The organism is Sedimentibacter sp. (assembly GCF_032080165.1).
Classification (GTDB): Bacteria; Bacillota; Clostridia; order Tissierellales; family Sedimentibacteraceae; genus Sedimentibacter.
The window spans coordinates 1-18,668 of sequence record NZ_DAMASY010000018.1 but is presented as its reverse complement, the minus strand read 5'-3'; the positions used below and the strand labels follow the sequence as shown (position 1 = coordinate 18,668).

Genomic DNA, 18,668 nt, shown 5'->3' with positions numbered 1-18,668 from the left:
TTAAACCTATTAATGAAAATGATATTTAAAGAATTCATATAATAAAAAATAAGTGAAATAAAAAAATCAATAATACGAGTGATATTAGGTTTTATTGATTTTTTTATGGAAAAATGCATCATGATACTATATAATATTTAAATAAGAGCTAACAAATAATAGTATTTGGAGGAATATCATGAAGATAAAAGTCTGTGTAGGTTCATGCTGTACATTGCTGGGTTCAATGGGAATTTTAGATCAGATTGATGACTTAAAGGATATTATCAATAATGATGCAGACAACTATAGCGATGAAGAATTGGAAGTAGAAGTAATTAAGTGTTTAGGATTTTGCAAAGATGAGATAGAACAGGCAGCACCTGTAGTAGTTATAGATGACGAGACTATGTTTCATGCAACAGGTCAGACTGTCATGGAGAAGATTGTTAATAAAATGAGAAAGTGACAGAAAGAAACTTGGAGGACTAATTTTTATGAAAGAAAGCTATGTTAATCTAATTAACATTAGGAGACAAGTATTTACAAAAATTGCCAAAATGGCATATGATGAAACTGATTTAAGCGAATTGGAAAAATTATCATTTGATATTTTACCTGGAGAGGTAGCTATATATAGAGATAGTATATTTAGAGAAAGAGCAATAGTAGATGAACGACTAAGGTTGACATTGGGGTTAGATGTAAGAAAACCAACGGAGTATCATCGTGTTACTGATGGAATTTCTGAAGCAAATGTTGATGAAACTCAATTTATTGAGCCCTTAGTAAATGTCATTACCTTTGCGTGTGAGGCATGCCCGACTAAGTCTTTTTATGTTACGGACAATTGTAGAAAGTGCCTAGCCCATCCTTGCACTAATGTATGTCCAACAAATGCAGTTTCTATTGGTAAGGAAAGAGCAATTATTGATCAGGATAAGTGCATTAAATGTGGTAGGTGTAAGGAAACCTGTCCATATAGCGCAATTGTAAAGTATGAGAGACCTTGTGCTGAAGCATGTGGTGTTAATGCAATTGATAGTGATTATTTAGGTAGAGCTCAAATTAATGCAGCTAGATGTGTATCTTGTGGGAATTGTATTATTCAGTGTCCATATGGAGCTATTTCAGATAAGTCCCAAATATACCAGCTTGTAAAAGCGTTGAAGAAAAATAATCATATGTATGCAATTATTGCTCCGTCATTTTTGGCTCAGTTTGGACCATTAGCGTCTCCAATTCAAATATTCGAGGGTATTAAGCAACTAGGATTTAAAGATGTAGTAGAGGTTAGCCTTGGAGCAGATATTACAACTCTACGGGAAGCAAAAGAATTTCTTGAAAGAGTACCTAGCGAAAATCCTTATATGGGAACAAGTTGCTGCAATTCTTGGACAATAATGGTTAAGAAGTTGTTTCCGGATCAATACCAATATATATCAGATTCTTCTTCTCCAATGGTAGAGACCGCTAAGTATATTAAGAATAAGGATCCTGAAGCAAAAATTACATTTATAGGTCCTTGTATTTCTAAGAAGTTAGAAGCATTACGAGAAGATGTTAAAGATTATGTACATTTTGTAATAACCTTTGAGGAACTTATGGGTATGTTTGTTGCTAAGGGAATAGAATTATCAGAAATAGAGGTATCAAAAGAAATACAGGATGCTTCTACACTCGGTCGTGGCTATGCCATAGCAGGTGGAGTAGCTGAAGCAGTAAAAAATACCGCTCAAAAAATTGACCCTTTTAGAGAGATAAATGTTGAAGGTGCATCTACTTTGCATGAGTGTGTAAAACTTATGAGGTTGGCAAAGGCAGGGAAAAAGAACGGATATTTACTTGAGGGTATGGCGTGTTTTGGTGGATGTATCGGCGGACCGGGAACAATAGCTTCATTAAATAGAGTCAAAAAGGCAGTAACTGAGTTTAAAAATCAGTCAGAATATAAAACTCCATTTGATAATGATATTATTGATGGTAAATTAAGGGATAAATAAGATGAAAAAGTAAAGATATCTTTATTAATTAATAAAATATAATTATAAACAAAAAAACAGTATCCAAATAAATTTTGAATACTGTTTAAATATATATTTTTTTTAATTCTACTGTTTATAAAACTGTCTTTGTTTCTTCAAATTCATCATTACCATTATTTCTATTATTTCCATGGCAGCCACCGGCTCCACCCATGGCATTATGCATTTCTATCATTTGTTCTCTTCCAATGCCTTCCATCATATCTGCCATTCCAGGATTTGTTTCTCTCATTAAATCAATCATTTTTTGATAATCCTCTTCAGTTAAAGTATTCATAAAATCATCCATCGCCTTGTAATCACCGTTTTCCAAATCATCTGCTATATCACTGAAGCCATTATTTCTCATTGTTTCAATCATATCATATTTACTATATGAACTATTATTTGTTGTAACAGATGTTTGTGCATATACTGGATTGCTTATTATTTTTTCTACACCTATTTTTGCAAGTGAAACAGAAGCTAACCCTAAGACAACTACTACAGCAGCAGTTAAACCTAATACTTTTTTAAACATATCTATCTCTCCTTTTTTTAATTTCTATGGGTACAGTATAAATTTAAATTATGAAGTTGTTGTGGAGATAAAAAATAATTTTCTCCATAGAAACTCCATAATATTTTGATATCTTTGTCATTATTTGTAGAATACATAATTTATTTGACAGGGAGAATACGTATGTTTAAGAAATCTATAATTTTAAGCTTGAGCATAATATTTGCCATTGAAAGTTTTACACCATTAAATGCCGGAGGAAGCATTAATGATTTGCAAAACAAACAAGCAAGTATACAAAGCCAAATATTAGAATATAGGAATGAAGCGAATGCTTTGAAAAATGAAAAAAATAGTATGCAAGCAGATATAGACAGTTTACAGCTGGAGATTAATGCACTTAATTTAGAATTACAAAATTACGAACTTCAAAAACAAGAATTAAATATGAAAATTAATTTAAAGGAAGAAGAAATTATCAAATTAAATAAAGAAATAGAAGAAAATAACAAATTGCTTGGAGAAAGACTAAGAGCTATGTACAAAAGTGGTACTTCTGGTTACATTGAGTTAATACTTAATGCAGAAAATTTAACCGATGCAATGACACGTGTTGATATGGTACAACTTATTGTTGAAAGCGACGTAGAATTGCTAAAAAGTATAGAAGAACAAAAGAAAAAGGTTGAAGAAGTTAAATTAAGCCTTGAAAATGAGAAGCTTGAATTAGCGGATGTAATAAAAGAATTAAGTGATAAGAAAGAAAGTGTTGAGACAGCCTCTAAAGCTAAAGACGATTATATTTCAAGCCTTGAGCAGGATATTAAGTCCCTTGAATTATTAATGGCTGCCGAAGAAGCCCAATCAAGTCAAATTGAAAGAGACATTTTATCTTTACAGGGAGCAGGTGAATTTTCTGGAGGTGGAATGTCTTGGCCTTTACCGGGGTACAGCAGAATATCATCTTACTTTGGTGGAAGAGCTGATCCGATAACTGGAGCATGGTCAAATCATCGTGGAATTGATATACCAGGTCCATATGGACAGCCTATTGTATCTTCTAATGATGGAATTGTTATTTTTTCCGGGTACCATTGGTCTTACGGCAATTATGTAATTATAGATCACGGAGGAGGAATTTCAACTCTTTATTCTCATGCTTCTAAATTACTGGTTAGTAAAGGACAAGCAGTTTCAAAAGGAGAAACTATTGCTTTAGTAGGTTCTACAGGTTATTCAACAGGAAATCATGTTCATTTTGAATACAGAATTAACGGTGTGCCACAAAATCCTCTGGATTATGTAAAATAATGCTTACCACTTAACCTAATTATTAATAATTAGATGAATATAATTTTTGTTTTTATTTTTAAATCTTTAGTAGAATTAGCAGTGTGATAAAAGGAGAGATGTTTATAATGAAAGAGTTATTTAGTATTGGTCCATTTCATATATATTTTTTTGGAGTGGCTGTAGCAGCAGGTATTGCTGCAGGAACAATTTTTGCTATAAATGAAGCAAAAAAAAGGGATATTAGTTCAGAAACAATAACAGATTTAATTTTAATTACAATCATATCAGGGGTACTTGGAGCAAGATTATTCTATATATTATTCTATAATCCATCAATTTATTTTAATAATCCTGTCGAGATTTTTAAAATCTATGAAGGGGGATTATCAATTCATGGAGGGATTTTTACAGCTATAGCTACTGGATATATTTATACTGTCAAAAAGAAACAGTCATTTTTAAAACTAGCGGATATTATTGTTACAGCATTGCCGTTGGCCCAAGGAATTGGAAGAGTAGGCTGTGATGTTTTCGGAAAAACTATGAATAATATAATGCCATGGGGTATTAATTATGGTGGACAGATATTACATCCTGCACAAGTCTATGAATTTATTTTGGATTATATATTATTTATATTTCTATGGAGAAGAAGTTATCATAAAAAATTTGACGGAGAATTATTTGCAATTTATTTGATTTCATATCCTATAATTAGAGGAATTGTTGAATTCTTTAGAATAAATCCAATAATATGGGGTCCATTTTCAATTTCTCATTTATTGAGTTTGATTTTAGTAATCATAGGAATTGTAGTTTACAAAATACTTTCAAAAAATAGATCTAAATATAATAATGATTTGGTTAATAAAGAAATTAAATTAAACGCTTCAATATTATATTTAATTGTGTTAATTGCAGTATCAGTATTCGTTTTTTATTATGTACAAGGTTGAAAATACTAATAAATAATAAGAACTAGTATAAATTGGCTAGTTCTTTTTTAGAAGCTAAATTGTTTAGATTTTAAATTTAAATATTGATCTTATATAAATTTAAAAATTCCATAGTTACTTCATAATTATATGTTAATGTATAAACATAAAAAATATGAAAGATAAAATTAGGATAAGGTGTTGCTATGAAAAAAAGTATTAAATTAATTATTATATGCGCAGTTGGATTATTGATATTGTATGTAATTCTTAAGGTCATTAATCCTTCTATTAAGGAAAATGAACAACCAAAAACTAATGAGCAGGAGCAAGTTTCAGATATAAAAGGCAATATTGATGAAAGCTCTAATGAAATTTCCAATGAACAAGAAGAAAAAATATATGTTGAAACACAAAACAGTATATTCTCAAAGTATATTACTTTTAGCAATGAGGGAAATATAGATATTATAGTGGATTATTTAAGCCCTAGAAATGGGGACATTGATAATTTGGTATTTAATGTATCACTTGGAACGCATTCAATAGATTTATCATCATATCAAGAGATTAGTAAGTATATAGAGTTTCGTACAGATAAAGGAATTATTATAAATGACGGATTTGAATGGGAATTAAAAAACAATGATATTCATCACATAAACGGTGTTTTAACAATTAAGAATGAGTTTAATGGCAATAAAATCATAAATTCTGAAACTGAATTTTTTTCTTTAGTATTTAGTGATGTAGGGAATTCAGGTGAAAGAGTACATTTGTATAATGATGATAAATTATATTAATAAAAAACTTTATTCTCCACAAAAACTTCATAAGTATTCTTTATCATAATACTAGAAAATAATATCAGGAGGAAAAGATTATGGAATTTGTATTGCAGAACGGTTTATATTTTCTTGCAATAGGTGCAATGGGATATATGATGTTTAAAGGGGGAGGGTGTTGTGGTGGACATTCTCATGGTGGACATAATAATGAAGGTCATGGGAATGCAGGACAATCTGGTAACGGCAGGATAGATAGCAATCAAGTTGAAATGGTTATTGACCCAGTATGTGGTATGTATGTTAATCCTGAAACAGCAATAAAACAAAATTTAAATGGAAAAACTTATTATTTTTGCAGTGAATCATGCAGAAGAAGTTTTGTAGAAAATCCTGAATCGTCTCAGAATGTTTCATCTGTAGTATAAATCAACTGTGGTAATAAAAAAGCATCTGTTCATATGACAGATGCTTTTTGTCATTTATAATTTAAAAATAAATATATCAATTTTTTATAATATATTCCAAGTTTGAATCTGTTGGTTTGCTACTTGAATTGTCCGTATTGCCATTATCTATCAACCCATCAACAATATCTGAAATAGTGTCTTTCAAGTTATTATCATTTTTATTGTCTTTAGTAGAATTTTTCTGGATAATCCATTGCTCATAGTGCCATTTTGTATGATACGTACAAGTTTTAGTAGGTATTTGATATGGATAATCTTCTACAATTGAGTTAGAAGAACTCAAATTTTCAACAGAAACTCCTAAAACATGAGTTAATTTGTTGTTTTCATCCCAGGTAGCTTGGCTTAAATATACTTGTTTTAATTCATCTAACGAAAAGGTTATTGAATCTTCAAGTATTTGGCGGTAAAGTTTTTTAGCTTCATAATTATCTGTACCAGCATCAGGATCATACAATGGATTTCTAGTAAAGAAAACTTTAGTTTCTACTAAATTTTCAGGACAATACTGTGATTTAAGCAAATTATGATCTGTACATACTTCTGCTTTTACATGAATATCACATTTCTCGGTTGGTTGTGTGCCTGGTACAAAATATTCTGTAATTATATGATTACTTCTTTCATCTAATTCACATAATTCAGATGGTAATTGACCTGAAATACTGCAAACCTGAACAGGAATCAAATTTGGATTGCGTTCAATTTTTGCAGGAGGCAGACCTTGATGTATAGGGGTCATTATAGCACTCCATAATCTTGCATTGGCACCACTGTCTCCTGAAAGCTTCATTTGTACATTGTCATTTCCAACCCATATACCTCCTACATAGTATGGAGAAAATCCTACAAACCAGAAGTCTCCGTTTGATTGAGTTGTCCCCGTCTTACCAGCAACTTCAATTCCCATTTCAGCAGGAAGCTTAGCTTTGTATGAAAGACCAGGATTAACTGTAGTTCTTAAAATATCCTTCATTAAAGATGCAACCTCAGGACTTACAACAACGTGGGTTTCAGGAACTTTTTCCAATATTGTTTCGCCCTTGCTGTTTGCTACCATTGTATAAGCTATTGGTTCAATGTAAACACCGTCATTTGCTATTGCTCCATATGCAGCTGTCATATCTAGAGGTGTAAATCCTTTAGTTAAACCTCCTAATGCAAGAGAAGCCAGATTAACATCATTGTATGAAGGATTTTCTGATGGAGAAATAAATGTATCATTTTCAGGATTGTTTAAATCTATTAATCCTAATTTTGCCAGTGAATTCATAGCAGCATCTTTTCCTATTGTTTCAAGCATTGTAACAGCATTAGTGTTAATAGATTGCTCCACGGATTTACGAAGAGTCTGCAATCCCCAATATTTAATATCTCTGTATTCATACCAGTTCTTAGGCCATCTGTCATTGCTGCCCTCCTTGTATCTTGGAAGGTCATCTATTGGATAAACAGCTGAATATCCTAAATCAAGAGCAGGCAAATAGACGGATAAGGGCTTTATCGTAGAACCAGGCTGTCTTGTTGCATCAGCTGCACGGTTGAATAATTTGCTTCCTTCAATATTTCTTCCGCCAATCATAGCTTTTATTTTACCTGTTTTATAATCCATTATAACTGTTGCTGACTGAGGCTGGACGACTCCTTTTTCCTGGAAGTAGAAATATCCCGCAGGAATTCTTAAGTAATTATCACTCCCAACTTGGAACATTTCAGCATTTTTTTCAACATAGCTCTTAGGTATTCTGAAAGTTCCCTTTAAACCTTTTTGTTCAAGAATTTCATAATTGTTGCCAATGTTTAGGGTTCCTATTTGATGAGAAACAAAATTTAATTTTTCATCAACAGTGTATGCATCTACTATATCCACAGAAGAACTGTATATATCAAATTTCTTTGAACTTATTACCAAATTTCCATTATCATCAAAGTAGTACTCATCAGCAGTTAAATATACGCTGTTTTCTGCATTCATAATATTGTCTTTTGCGTAATAAATGAGTTGACCGTTTTCATTCAGAATGTTAAGTGCTGAATCCAAGGCTCCTGTGCCTTCACCATTTGACCATTTGAAGTATCTCCAGTCCTGAGCAATTGGTTTGTCACCTGATGGTTCTGCACCCAAGAACAAAGCTGAGAAGTTTGCATATGAATCTTCAAGTGATTTTTGCATGTTAATATCAATTGTAGTAGTAATTGTCAAACCACCCTTGTATATATAATTTTCAGCTTCTTCATAGGACAATCCTTGTGTTTCAATTAAATCCTCAATAACTTTTTCTTTTACATAATCTATTGGCGTAGAAGAAATCCCTTCAACCTTGGTTTGGCCAGGATTTAATGCTGCACGCATATCCTCTTGAACGGCAATGTCATATTCTTCTTGTGTTATATAATCTAATTCAAGCATTTTGTTTAATATAACTTGTTGTCTATTAATTGCATTTTGATTATAAACACATGCGTATTGCACTGAACCGATATAGACATAACCTATGATATCCTCTTCAGGAATATAAGTTATGTCATCCAATTTATATCTGTTAAAAGGTGCATAGTGGACAGTACTTTTAGCAGCCCCTGCTAATAGTGCGCTTTCTGCTAATGTAAGCTCGCTTACGTCTTTTGAGAAGTAAGTGTAGGCTGCAGTTTGAACACCATAGGAGCTTTGACCTAAAGGAATGGTGTTAAGATAGTTTTCAAGTATTTGATCTTTTGAAAGCTTTCTTTCAACCTGTATTGCCAAATATATTTCCTTTATTTTGCGTTCCCATGACTTTTCATTTGTTAGGTATAAATTTTTGACTAGCTGTTGAGTTATTGTACTTGCACCTTGAGCTGTAGGGTCACCAACTTTAAAATTGTGAAACAATGAACCTATTATACGTCTTATATCTATACCAAAATGATCTTCAAAACGCTGATCTTCTATAGAGATAAATGCATTTTGCAAATATTCCGGAATATCACTTAATTTTACTATTTCCCTGTTTTCATTAGGGTCATGAATCTGCTCAATAATATTTCCATTTTCATCAATTATTACCGAACTTTCTGAAAGCGTATTAAGCACTTTCGTAGGATCTATTTCAGGTGCGCTTTTAACTATTGTAATTACAGTTTTTAATACTGATGCACCCGCAATAACTATTGCAACTAACATTAATAGCAGTATAATACGCATAATTTTATATTTCTTTCTCATCTTCTTTTGCTTTCGAGTTTTACTACCGCCTTCTTTGCTTTTAGTTAATTCATAATCTTCAGACATAGCAACCTCCGTTTATAATTTGAAATTACAAATAGTATTTAAAACTTATAAATAACATAAAATTATGTAGTTTATGTGGAGAATAAGAAGTTATTATTTAAGGTTTATTTAAAAAATTCATAACTTCTCCATATTTAAATGATATAAGGAAATACAGATGATATTTTTAGAAGGAGGTTTTATGAGAAATAGAGGAAGGTTTTTCACCATAGGATTAATTATAATATTATTTTTATTAATTAATACTTTTGGTGGAGCAATTAAATTTTCAACAGATTACTTATGGTTTAAAGAAGTAGGATATACAGAAACATTTTTAACTAAAATAAAAGCTCAATTTACTATAGGAGTGCCTGTTTTTGTATTTTTGGTTTTTTTATTATACATATTTATAAAAAGATTAAAAAAGAAGTATGATTTAGAATCTGAAGTTGTGGATATGGCCATTAACAAAAAGGTCAACATGTGGATAAAATTATTTTCTGTAGCAATAAGTTTTTTAGTTACTGCAAATATTGTATCAAGCATGTGGTTTCAAATATTGCAATTTATTAATGGTGAAAGCTTTGGTTTCACTGACCCTGTATTTAACAATGATGTGAGCTTTTATATTTTCAAGCTACCTTTAATTAATACTGCAGTTGATTTTATTATAAACATATTGTTCCTCTTAATTGTTGTAACAGTACTGTTTAATGCATATCTTGCAATTAAAGACAGCATTAAAAATGTGCATGAACAATTTGAAGAAATGAAATTCAATAATCAACAATTTGATTTAAGTACAGTGTTAAACAAGAAATTTGCAACTAAAATCATTAATGAATTGTCCTTTATAGGAATACTTGTATTTGCATTTTTAGCTGTCAGATTTGTGTTAATGAGCTATGATTTATTGTATTCTCAATTAGGAAGAGTGTTTGGAGCAGGATTTACTGATTTTAATATAACACTTAATTTATACAGAATTCTTGCAATCGGATGCTTGATAGCTGCAGTTACATTTTTTATGGGTTCAAGAAAGAGAAATTTAAAATTTGCTTTGACAGTTCCGGCTACATTAATAATTATTTCTATAGCAGGAACAGGACTTGCTGGTATAGTTGAAAATTTCATTGTAGAACCTGACCAGCTTTCAAAGGAAACAAAATACATGGAATACAGCATCAAAAGCACACAAGCAGCCTATTCCTTAAATGATGTAATTGATGTAGAGTTTCCAGCAAATAATAATTTAACTATTGAAGATATAAATAATAATCAAGAGGTTATTGATAACATTAGAATTAATGACCAGGAGCCTTTAATTCAGGTTTATAATCAATTACAGGGTATTAGACCATATTATGTGTTTAATGATGTTGACGTTGATAGATACATAATTGATGGGGATTACAAGCAGATTTTCTTATCAGCAAGAGAACTAGATCAAAATCGTTTAAATGAGCAGGCAAGAACATGGGTTAACCAGTATTTAAAATATACTCATGGTTATGGAGTAACAGTGTCACAGGTTAATGAAGTTACATCACAAGGACAGCCTGAAATGCTTGTAAGCAATATACCCCCAACAACAAATACAGACTTTAAAATAACAAGACCAGAAATTTATTTTGGTGAAAAAACTGATGAATACATAATTGTTAATACAGACGAAAAGGAATTTGATTACCCTTCAGGCTCTGATAATGTTGAGACACTGTATGAAGGCAGGGCAGGAATAAATTTATCATTTGTAAATAAACTATTATTCAGCTTGAGAGAAGGAAGCTACAGGCTGTTGATTTCAAATAACGTAAATTCAAACAGTAGAATATTAATTAATAGAAATATAATAGATAGAGTTTATGAAATAGCTCCATTTATGTATTTCGACCCTGATGCTTACATAGTAGTCAATCAAGATGACGGGAAACTTTATTGGATAATAGAAGGATTTACTGCCAGTGATAGATTTCCGTATTCTCAGCCTACAGATAAGTTTATTCAAGGTTGGAATGTAAACTATATTAGAAATTCAGTGAAGGTTGTTGTAGATACCTATGATGGTTCAATTGATTTTTATATAGCTGATGAAACTGACCCAATAATTAAATCATATGACAAAATATTTACTGATTTATTTAAGCCTTTAAGTGAAATGCCTGAAGGATTAAAAAATCATGTGAGATATTCACAAGTTTATTTTGATGTGCAGTCTGATATGTATAGATTATATCATATAGAGAATCCAACAGTATTCTTTGGTAGAGAAGACTATTGGGATATTGCTAATGAAAAATATATGGATAGAGGAGAAGATCCTGTTGGTTCAAGCTATGTAATGTTCAAGCTACCAGAGGAAGACAATGTTGAGTTCCTTTTAACCACACAATATACTCCACAAAACAAGGATAATATGATTGCCATGTTGGCTGCAAGAAACGATAGAGAAAATTATGGTGAGCTTGTATTGTATAAATTTCCAAAAACCAAGACAATACCAGGACCTAACATGATTGAAACAAAAATTGACCAGGATACTGTAATTTCATCACAACTTACATTGTGGAGCCAGGTTGGATCAACTGTTTTAAGGGGTAACACACTAGTAGTACCAATAGAAGATTCATTGCTTTATATAGAGCCTATTTATCTTAAGTCAGATACAGAAAGCAACTTCCCTGAAATGAAAATGGTGGTTGTTTCCTATGGCGATAGAATTGTAATGGAGCCTACGTTAGACCAGGCTATTGAAAGAATTTTTGGTATTTATACTGAACCAGAACCAGAAAAACCTATTAATGAAGAATATGACAATACAAATATTAATGTTTTAATAGAACAAGCAACTTTGATTTTCAATGAAGCAACAGAAGCTCAAAAGAATGGAAACTGGGCTGAGTACGGAGAAAGATTAGAAGAGTTAAAAGACATATTGAATCAATTGAATCAATTGAATTTATTAACTGATGGAATGTGACAATGGGACATCAGACTGCGAATTATGTTTTGCGCAGTCTGACGGTTTTCATTTTTAAAATACACGGAGAATTATATGCAATTAATTCGATTTCATTTCCCATAATTAGAGGAGTGTTGAATTTTTTAGAGTAAATCCAATAATATGGGAGCAATTTTTATTTAGGAAAACGAAAAAATATTTTTTAAATCTTCACAATTTCTCCATAACCTTTTGTTATTATACACATAAGAAAACACCCCCCGGGGGTATAGAGTTTATCAAAATCTGTATATATCACACAAATAGGCAAATAATTAATATATGAGGAGGAGATTCTATTGAATAAAGAGAAGGAAAATGCTGTAGCATCTTTAAAGACAGCTAAAGGACAAATTGAAGGCATAATTAAGATGTTGGAAGATGACAGATATTGTGTTGATATATCTAATCAAATAATAGCAGCACAATCACTATTAAAAAAATCAAATGTATTGATTTTAAAACAACATATTCATCATTGTGTAAAAGAAGCCATTATAAAAGATAAAAGTGATGAAAAAGTTGATGAAATAATTAATATATTAGAAAAAATTATACAAAAATAAAAAGGAGTGGTATAAATGTTTAAATTTATTAAAAACTGGCTAGACAGATTGGCTAAAGAGAATGAAAAAACTTTTGGTACAGGTAGAATGGATTGCTGTGATTTAAATAAACCAAAACCAAAAACACAAGCTACTACTAGTAATACAAATAAGAAATGAGGTGTAATGATTGGAGAAGAGTCTTAAAATTCAAGGAATGACCTGTGCGTCCTGCGCTAAGACAGTTGAAAAAGCTACTAAGAAAGTACAGGGTGTTACAGATGCAAGTGTAAACTTTGCAACTGAAAAGTTAAATGTAACCTTTGACGATTCAAAGGTTACTGTAAAAGATATACAAGCTGCTGTAGAAAAAGCAGGATATAAAGCTTTATCTGAAGCAGTGTCAAAAACAATGAAAATTGAAGGAATGACCTGTGCTTCATGTGCTAAAAATGTAGAAAAAGCTACCAGAAAGTTAAATGGTGTTACAGAATCAAATGTAAACTTTGCTACAGAAAAGTTAACAATAAGTTATGAACCGACCTTAGTAAAGGTTTCAGAAATAAAAAAGGCAGTTGAAAAAGCAGGATATAAAGCTATTGAAGAAGATACATCAGTAGACGCAGACAAGGAAAGAAAAGAAAAAGAAATAAAATCTTTATGGAGAAGATTTGTAATATCAGCAATTTTCACGGCACCACTTTTATACATGGCTATGGGGCATATGTTTGGAGAAAAGATTGGATTAAAATTGCCTGAAATTATAGATCCAATGATGAATCCATGGAATTTTGCAATTGTACAATTATTTTTGACTACACCAACTATGATTGTTGGATATAAATACTTTACTGTAGGTTTTAAAGCATTGTTTAAAGGGAGCCCTAACATGGATTCTCTGATTGCAATAGGTACAGCAGCAGCTTATGTATATGGAATTTATGCTATTGTACAAATTTACGGCGGTAATGGTGACTATGCAAATGAATTATACTTTGAAGCAGGCGGTGTAATATTAACGCTTATTACATTAGGAAAATATTTAGAATCAGTTACAAAAGGTAAAACATCTGAAGCTATAAAGAAATTAATGGGCCTTGCACCAAAGACAGCAATAATAATTAGAGATGGCAAGGAAGTTGAAATTTCTATTGATGAGGTTGAAGTTGGAGATATTATAGTTGTTAAACCAGGTGAAAAAATGCCTGTAGATGGTGTAGTTACTGAAGGAATAACTTCAGTTGATGAATCAATGCTTACAGGAGAAAGTATACCTGTAGAAAAAAATATCGGTGATAATATTATTGGAGCAAGTATAAACAAAAATGGCTCTATAAAATACAAGGCAACAAAGGTTGGCAAGGATACTGCATTAGCTCAAATAATAAAGTTAGTTGAAGATGCGCAGGGTTCAAAAGCACCTATTGCTAAATTAGCTGACATTATTTCAGGATATTTCGTACCAGTAGTAATAGTTTTATCAATAGTTTCAGCATTAGCTTGGTACTTTTTTGGTGGACAGTCAACAGTATTTGCTTTAACAATATTTATATCAGTTCTTGTAATCGCATGTCCATGTGCTTTAGGATTGGCTACACCAACAGCTATAATGGTTGGAACAGGTAAAGGTGCTGAAAACGGAGTATTGATAAAAAGTGGTGTTGCACTTGAAACAACCCATAAAATTAAAACAATCGTATTTGATAAAACAGGAACAATAACTGAAGGAAAACCAAAGGTAACTGATATAATAACATCAAATGGCATAAAAGAAAATGACTTGCTTCAATTAACAGCATCAGCTGAAAAGGGTTCAGAACATCCTCTTGGAGAAGCTATCGTAAAAGGTGCAGAAGACAAAGGATTAGAGTTTAAGAAGTTAGATTCATTCAATGCAATACCTGGTCATGGAATTGAAGTTACGATTGAAGGGAAAAATATATTGGCTGGTAACAGAAAGCTTATGGTTGAACGTAATATTTCATTGGAAAATTTGGAATCAACATCTAACAAGCTTGCAGAAGAAGGCAAAACACCTATGTATGTAGCTATTGACAACAAAATTGCAGGTATAATAGCAGTAGCAGATACAGTTAAGGAAAACAGTAAAAGAGCAATTGAAAAGCTACACCAGATGGGTATAGAGGTAGCTATGATAACAGGTGACAACAGAAGAACTGCGGAAGCTATAGCAAAGCAAGTAGGAATAGATAGAACATTAGCAGAAGTATTACCACAGGATAAAGCCAACGAAGTTAAAAAACTTCAATCTGAAGGTAAAAAGGTAGCAATGGTTGGAGACGGTATAAATGACGCTCCTGCATTGGCTCAAGCTGATATCGGAATAGCAATAGGTTCTGGTACAGATGTAGCAATGGAATCAGCTGATATAGTTCTAATGAGAAGTGATTTAATGGATGTGCCAACAGCTATACAATTAAGCAAAAGTACAATAAAAAATATTAAAGAAAACTTATTCTGGGCATTTGCTTATAACACATTAGGTATACCAGTTGCTATGGGTGCTTTATACTTATTCGGAGGTCCTTTGTTAAATCCGATGTTTGCAGCAGCAGCTATGAGTTTAAGCTCAGTGTCAGTTTTAGCTAATGCATTAAGATTAAAAAGATTTAAGCCAGTTAGATAATTATAACTAATTATTTAATATATAAAATAAAATTATATGGAGGAAAATATGAAAAAGAAAATATTAATTGAAGGAATGAGCTGTCAACATTGCGTAAATCATGTAACAGAAGCATTAGGAGAAATTTGCGGGGTAAAAACTGTAAATGTAGATTTAGATAATAAGAATGCTGTAGTTGAATTGGCACATCCTATAGAAGATGCAAAGTTTAAAGAGGCAGTTGACGAAGCAGGTTATGAAGTAGTAGGAATAGAAGAATTATAATAAGTTAGAGAGCTTTAATAGTATGAATGAATATTATTTAAAGCTCTTTTTTATTTTACTCATTATAGTGTTGATTAATTAACTGGCTATTGGGTAGTATAATATTAGATATTATATTTTATTTTATGATGATAATTAAGGGCGAGGAGGGTAAACCGATGAAATTTTTTGATAATATAATTAAAAACAAAGGTAGAAGTATTATAATGTATACCTCGGAAACATGACCAGATTGCATTGAGGCAAAAAGGTTTTTTGCGGATAATCAAATAGATGTTACTTATAAAGATATAGCTGATAAGCAGAATAAAAATGAACTGCGATTTAAATATCAGCTTATGGTTGTTCCAACAATTATAATTGGAACAAAGGTTGTTGTAGGGTTTGCAGATAATAGAGATGAAATTATTGAACTTCTAAAGATGATGAAATAGTTATTTTTATAAGTTGAGAGATATAATTTTCTTAGAAACTTAAAAGCAACCTGATATGTGAATTTTAATATCAGGTTGTTTATGATACCAAGCTTATATTATTTTAAAGTTGCAGAATATAAAATGCGATAAGTACCATATCTTTAATGCTCCATTTTAGATTGTATATCCGTTACTTTTTCGATTTCAACTTGAGTATCATGGGATATATCATAAAAGCTACCTAAAATATAGGCATGCATATATGGTGGCATGTCAGGCATTTCTTTGTCAGGATTAACGCTTATTACATAGTTTCTAACAACATCAGGAAGATTATCGCTATTTACCAGTAACAGTGGCGTATGCTTACCTAAATGGGCAAAAAGCACACTTGAGATGATATGGTACCATTTGCTTAGTTCACTGTAAGAAAATGCCCAACCATTTTTCTTGTTGTGCTTCCATCCAAAACTGTCAACAGGACTTTCATATTTAGCAAAGTTTACTGAAATTGTATAAGGATCATAGCCGTTTATTCTATACACACTGCCTTGTATCATATTCTTGATTTGTGATTCGACAATTTCGCTAATTGTATAGGTAGAAGAACCTACTATATAATAATTTTTGTTTCGGTTTCTTGAAATGAAATTTTGAATTGGTTGAGGTATGTCATTTCGTCTAACTATAATGATTGGAGTGCCTTTATGTGCTGCATAAAAGGCTGAAATGATGCCTTCTGCATAATTTTCTCCTGATATTACTATTACGTCATTATTTCCTTCTTCTGATGTAGGCGGTATCGTATTAAGCCTAAAGTCTGCAATATCAATGCATGCATTAAACACATCTTCGAAACTTGTAATCCTGTAAGTTGTCAATCCGAATGTTCTTATATAATCTTCTACTCCATTTGATATTGGCCCAGCTATCAAAACTTTAGCAGGAACCTCTTCACCTGAAGGATTCAACCTCAATATTTCATTTATGATAATAGGAGGCATAAAATTTCTTTCTGTGAACAACACAGGTCCATTAACAGGGAAGTGTACAATACTTGAGGCACAGGTTCCATATTGCCACATATCAGACGGTACCAGAATTACAGCATGTGGTCGCCAGTCAATATTTTGGCTGGGGTATATAATATTTGATACAGCAACATTGTAGTAGTACATGTCATCATAATTTACTCTTGTAGTATTAACTGTTGAGGAAATATTCGTATAAAATGGTACAGGATTTTGCTGTATGGGGTAGTTGTTGTTTAATTTAAACATAATTTCACCTGCTTTCTATAGTTTAATATATGATTAGTTTTGCAATTTGATATTACTTTGTAATCGGTAAAAAATTAAAGCTTTTAAATTACCAACAGATATTATAAAAGGAAAATTTTATTGTATTTTAATTATATAAATGATAGTATAAAACATACGTAAAAAAATTTTATACTTAAAGAAGGTATTGATATGAAATTAGCTTTTAAATCCAGCTTGTTAATCTGTATGCTTTTACTGGGTGCTGGCTACGGGTTATTATATCATTTTATAATTATGCCTTTAATTGGAAGTGAGCTTGTTCATTGCTTAGGTCAAGGTGTTATTTTTGGCTTAATAAATTATTTTATGTCAATTGGCTTATATAAAAAGTATCACATATTAAAAAATTCTAATAAGTTATTAAAGAAAAATCTTAATATTGACAAGTTAACAGGACTTTTAAATAGAAGAGCATTTGACAACGATATTATAGAATTACCATTAGATGAAAGTTATTCTATAATATTTATAGATATTGATAATTTTAGAAAATTTAATAATAAGTTTGGACATCAAGTAGGTGATATAGTTTTACAAAAAGTTAGTCGTGAAATAAGCAATTCTATAAGAGTAAGTGATAAAGCCTATAGGTACGGTGGTGAAGAAATTGTTATTTTGTTAAAAGATTGCAACAGAAGAAAAGCATTAGAAATTGCTGAAAAAGTAAGGCTTAATATCAATGAATTAAATAATAATCCTTATCCTTCAATAACAATTTCATTAGGAGTAGCTAGTTATCCTGATGATGGTAAGCATGCTGATGAGATAATTAAAGCAAGTGACAATGCCCTTCTAACGGCAAAAAGATTAGGCAAAAATCAAGTTTCTAGTTGCGCAATATAAAAGGTATAAATACTTCGATATAAATTAGCAATCAGATATTCTATAAGCTGGTATAATAAAAGGGGTTATATAAAAAGCAGTATTCAATTATTGAATACTGCTTTTCAGTTACATACATTATTTTATAATTGATATTTCTTTAAGTTAATCCTATAAAAAATAAAATGCAATAACATTTCATGACTTCTTATTATAATTATATTAATTCCATTATATTATTTTCTTTTTTTTGATTATTTTCTATGTAATCTTTTAAAGACATGTGGATTAGTTCATCCACCTTGTTTGAGTAATAATATTAAATCCTTAGAATTCTCTGTTTATGCTAATCTAAAAATAGGTCAGCTGGCTCATCGAAAACTAGGTCAATA

The 18,668-nt window shown here is 31.1% G+C and carries 15 protein-coding genes; 12 read left to right on the top strand and 3 right to left on the bottom strand.

The annotated features are described in order from the left end of the window. Positions 1–178: 178 nt before the first annotated feature. Positions 179–448, top strand: a complete 270-nt coding sequence (locus RT412_RS16645; protein ID WP_312652547.1) for an NAD(P)H-dependent oxidoreductase subunit E — start codon at positions 179–181, stop codon at positions 446–448. Positions 449–476: 28 nt separating this feature from the next. Further along, positions 477–1,982 (top strand): 4Fe-4S dicluster domain-containing protein, encoded by a 1,506-nt coding sequence (locus RT412_RS16640; RefSeq protein WP_313370424.1) that lies wholly within the window; start codon positions 477–479, stop codon positions 1,980–1,982. Positions 1,983–2,097: 115 nt separating this feature from the next. On the opposite strand, the gene RT412_RS16635 is transcribed toward RT412_RS16640, so the two are convergent. Next, a complete protein-coding gene (locus RT412_RS16635) occupies positions 2,098–2,544 on the bottom strand; it encodes a hypothetical protein (RefSeq protein ID WP_312652543.1) in 447 nt (148 codons plus the stop codon). 162 nt (positions 2,545–2,706) lie between these two features. On the opposite strand from RT412_RS16635, the gene RT412_RS16630 reads away from it, so the two are divergent. The 4 genes from RT412_RS16630 to RT412_RS16615 all read left to right on the top strand — a co-directional run bounded on the left by RT412_RS16630 (position 2,707) and on the right by RT412_RS16615 (position 5,964). Continuing rightward, positions 2,707–3,834, top strand: coding sequence for a peptidoglycan DD-metalloendopeptidase family protein (locus tag RT412_RS16630; protein WP_313370426.1), 1,128 nt, complete (start codon positions 2,707–2,709; stop codon positions 3,832–3,834). A gap of 107 nt (positions 3,835–3,941) precedes the next feature. Further along, entirely contained in the window at positions 3,942–4,772 is an 831-nt protein-coding gene (lgt, locus tag RT412_RS16625; protein WP_313370428.1) for a prolipoprotein diacylglyceryl transferase, read from the top strand. A 185-nt stretch (positions 4,773–4,957) separates the two neighbouring features. After that, positions 4,958–5,554 carry a hypothetical protein gene (locus tag RT412_RS16620; RefSeq protein WP_313370430.1) on the top strand — a complete coding sequence of 199 codons (597 nt, stop codon included), beginning with the start codon at positions 4,958–4,960 and terminating at the stop codon, positions 5,552–5,554. Between the two features lie 80 nt (positions 5,555–5,634). After that, entirely contained in the window at positions 5,635–5,964 is a 330-nt protein-coding gene (locus RT412_RS16615) for a YHS domain-containing protein (RefSeq protein WP_313370432.1), read from the top strand. A 76-nt stretch (positions 5,965–6,040) separates the two neighbouring features. Here RT412_RS16615 and RT412_RS16610 read toward each other — a convergent pair whose 3' ends face one another. After that, a complete protein-coding gene (locus tag RT412_RS16610) occupies positions 6,041–9,277 on the bottom strand; it encodes a transglycosylase domain-containing protein (RefSeq protein WP_313413334.1) in 3,237 nt (1,078 codons plus the stop codon). 181 nt (positions 9,278–9,458) lie between these two features. Here RT412_RS16610 and RT412_RS16605 point away from each other — a divergent pair, with 181 nt between their 5' ends. From RT412_RS16605 to RT412_RS16585, 5 genes are all read left to right on the top strand, one after another. After that, positions 9,459–12,239 (top strand): UPF0182 family protein, encoded by a 2,781-nt coding sequence (locus RT412_RS16605; protein WP_313370868.1) that lies wholly within the window; start codon positions 9,459–9,461, stop codon positions 12,237–12,239. A gap of 320 nt (positions 12,240–12,559) precedes the next feature. Continuing rightward, a complete protein-coding gene (locus RT412_RS16600; protein WP_312652528.1) occupies positions 12,560–12,826 on the top strand; it encodes a metal-sensing transcriptional repressor in 267 nt (88 codons plus the stop codon). A 15-nt stretch (positions 12,827–12,841) separates the two neighbouring features. After that, positions 12,842–12,985, top strand: a complete 144-nt coding sequence (locus RT412_RS16595; protein WP_312578891.1) for an LDCC motif putative metal-binding protein — start codon at positions 12,842–12,844, stop codon at positions 12,983–12,985. 10 nt (positions 12,986–12,995) lie between these two features. After that, positions 12,996–15,452 carry a heavy metal translocating P-type ATPase gene (locus RT412_RS16590; protein ID WP_313370865.1) on the top strand — a complete coding sequence of 819 codons (2,457 nt, stop codon included), beginning with the start codon at positions 12,996–12,998 and terminating at the stop codon, positions 15,450–15,452. Between the two features lie 48 nt (positions 15,453–15,500). Further along, entirely contained in the window at positions 15,501–15,716 is a 216-nt protein-coding gene (locus RT412_RS16585; RefSeq protein ID WP_313370863.1) for a copper ion binding protein, read from the top strand. Between the two features lie 577 nt (positions 15,717–16,293). Here RT412_RS16585 and RT412_RS16580 read toward each other — a convergent pair. Continuing rightward, the gene (locus RT412_RS16580; RefSeq protein WP_313370861.1) at positions 16,294–17,412 is read right to left on the bottom strand and encodes a cell wall-binding repeat-containing protein; all 1,119 of its coding nucleotides are present in this window, start codon (positions 17,410–17,412) and stop codon (positions 16,294–16,296) included. A gap of 192 nt (positions 17,413–17,604) precedes the next feature. On the opposite strand from RT412_RS16580, the gene RT412_RS16575 reads away from it, so the two are divergent. Next, positions 17,605–18,297 (top strand): GGDEF domain-containing protein, encoded by a 693-nt coding sequence (locus RT412_RS16575; RefSeq protein ID WP_313370859.1) that lies wholly within the window; start codon positions 17,605–17,607, stop codon positions 18,295–18,297. The last annotated feature ends 371 nt before the right edge of the window (positions 18,298–18,668 follow it).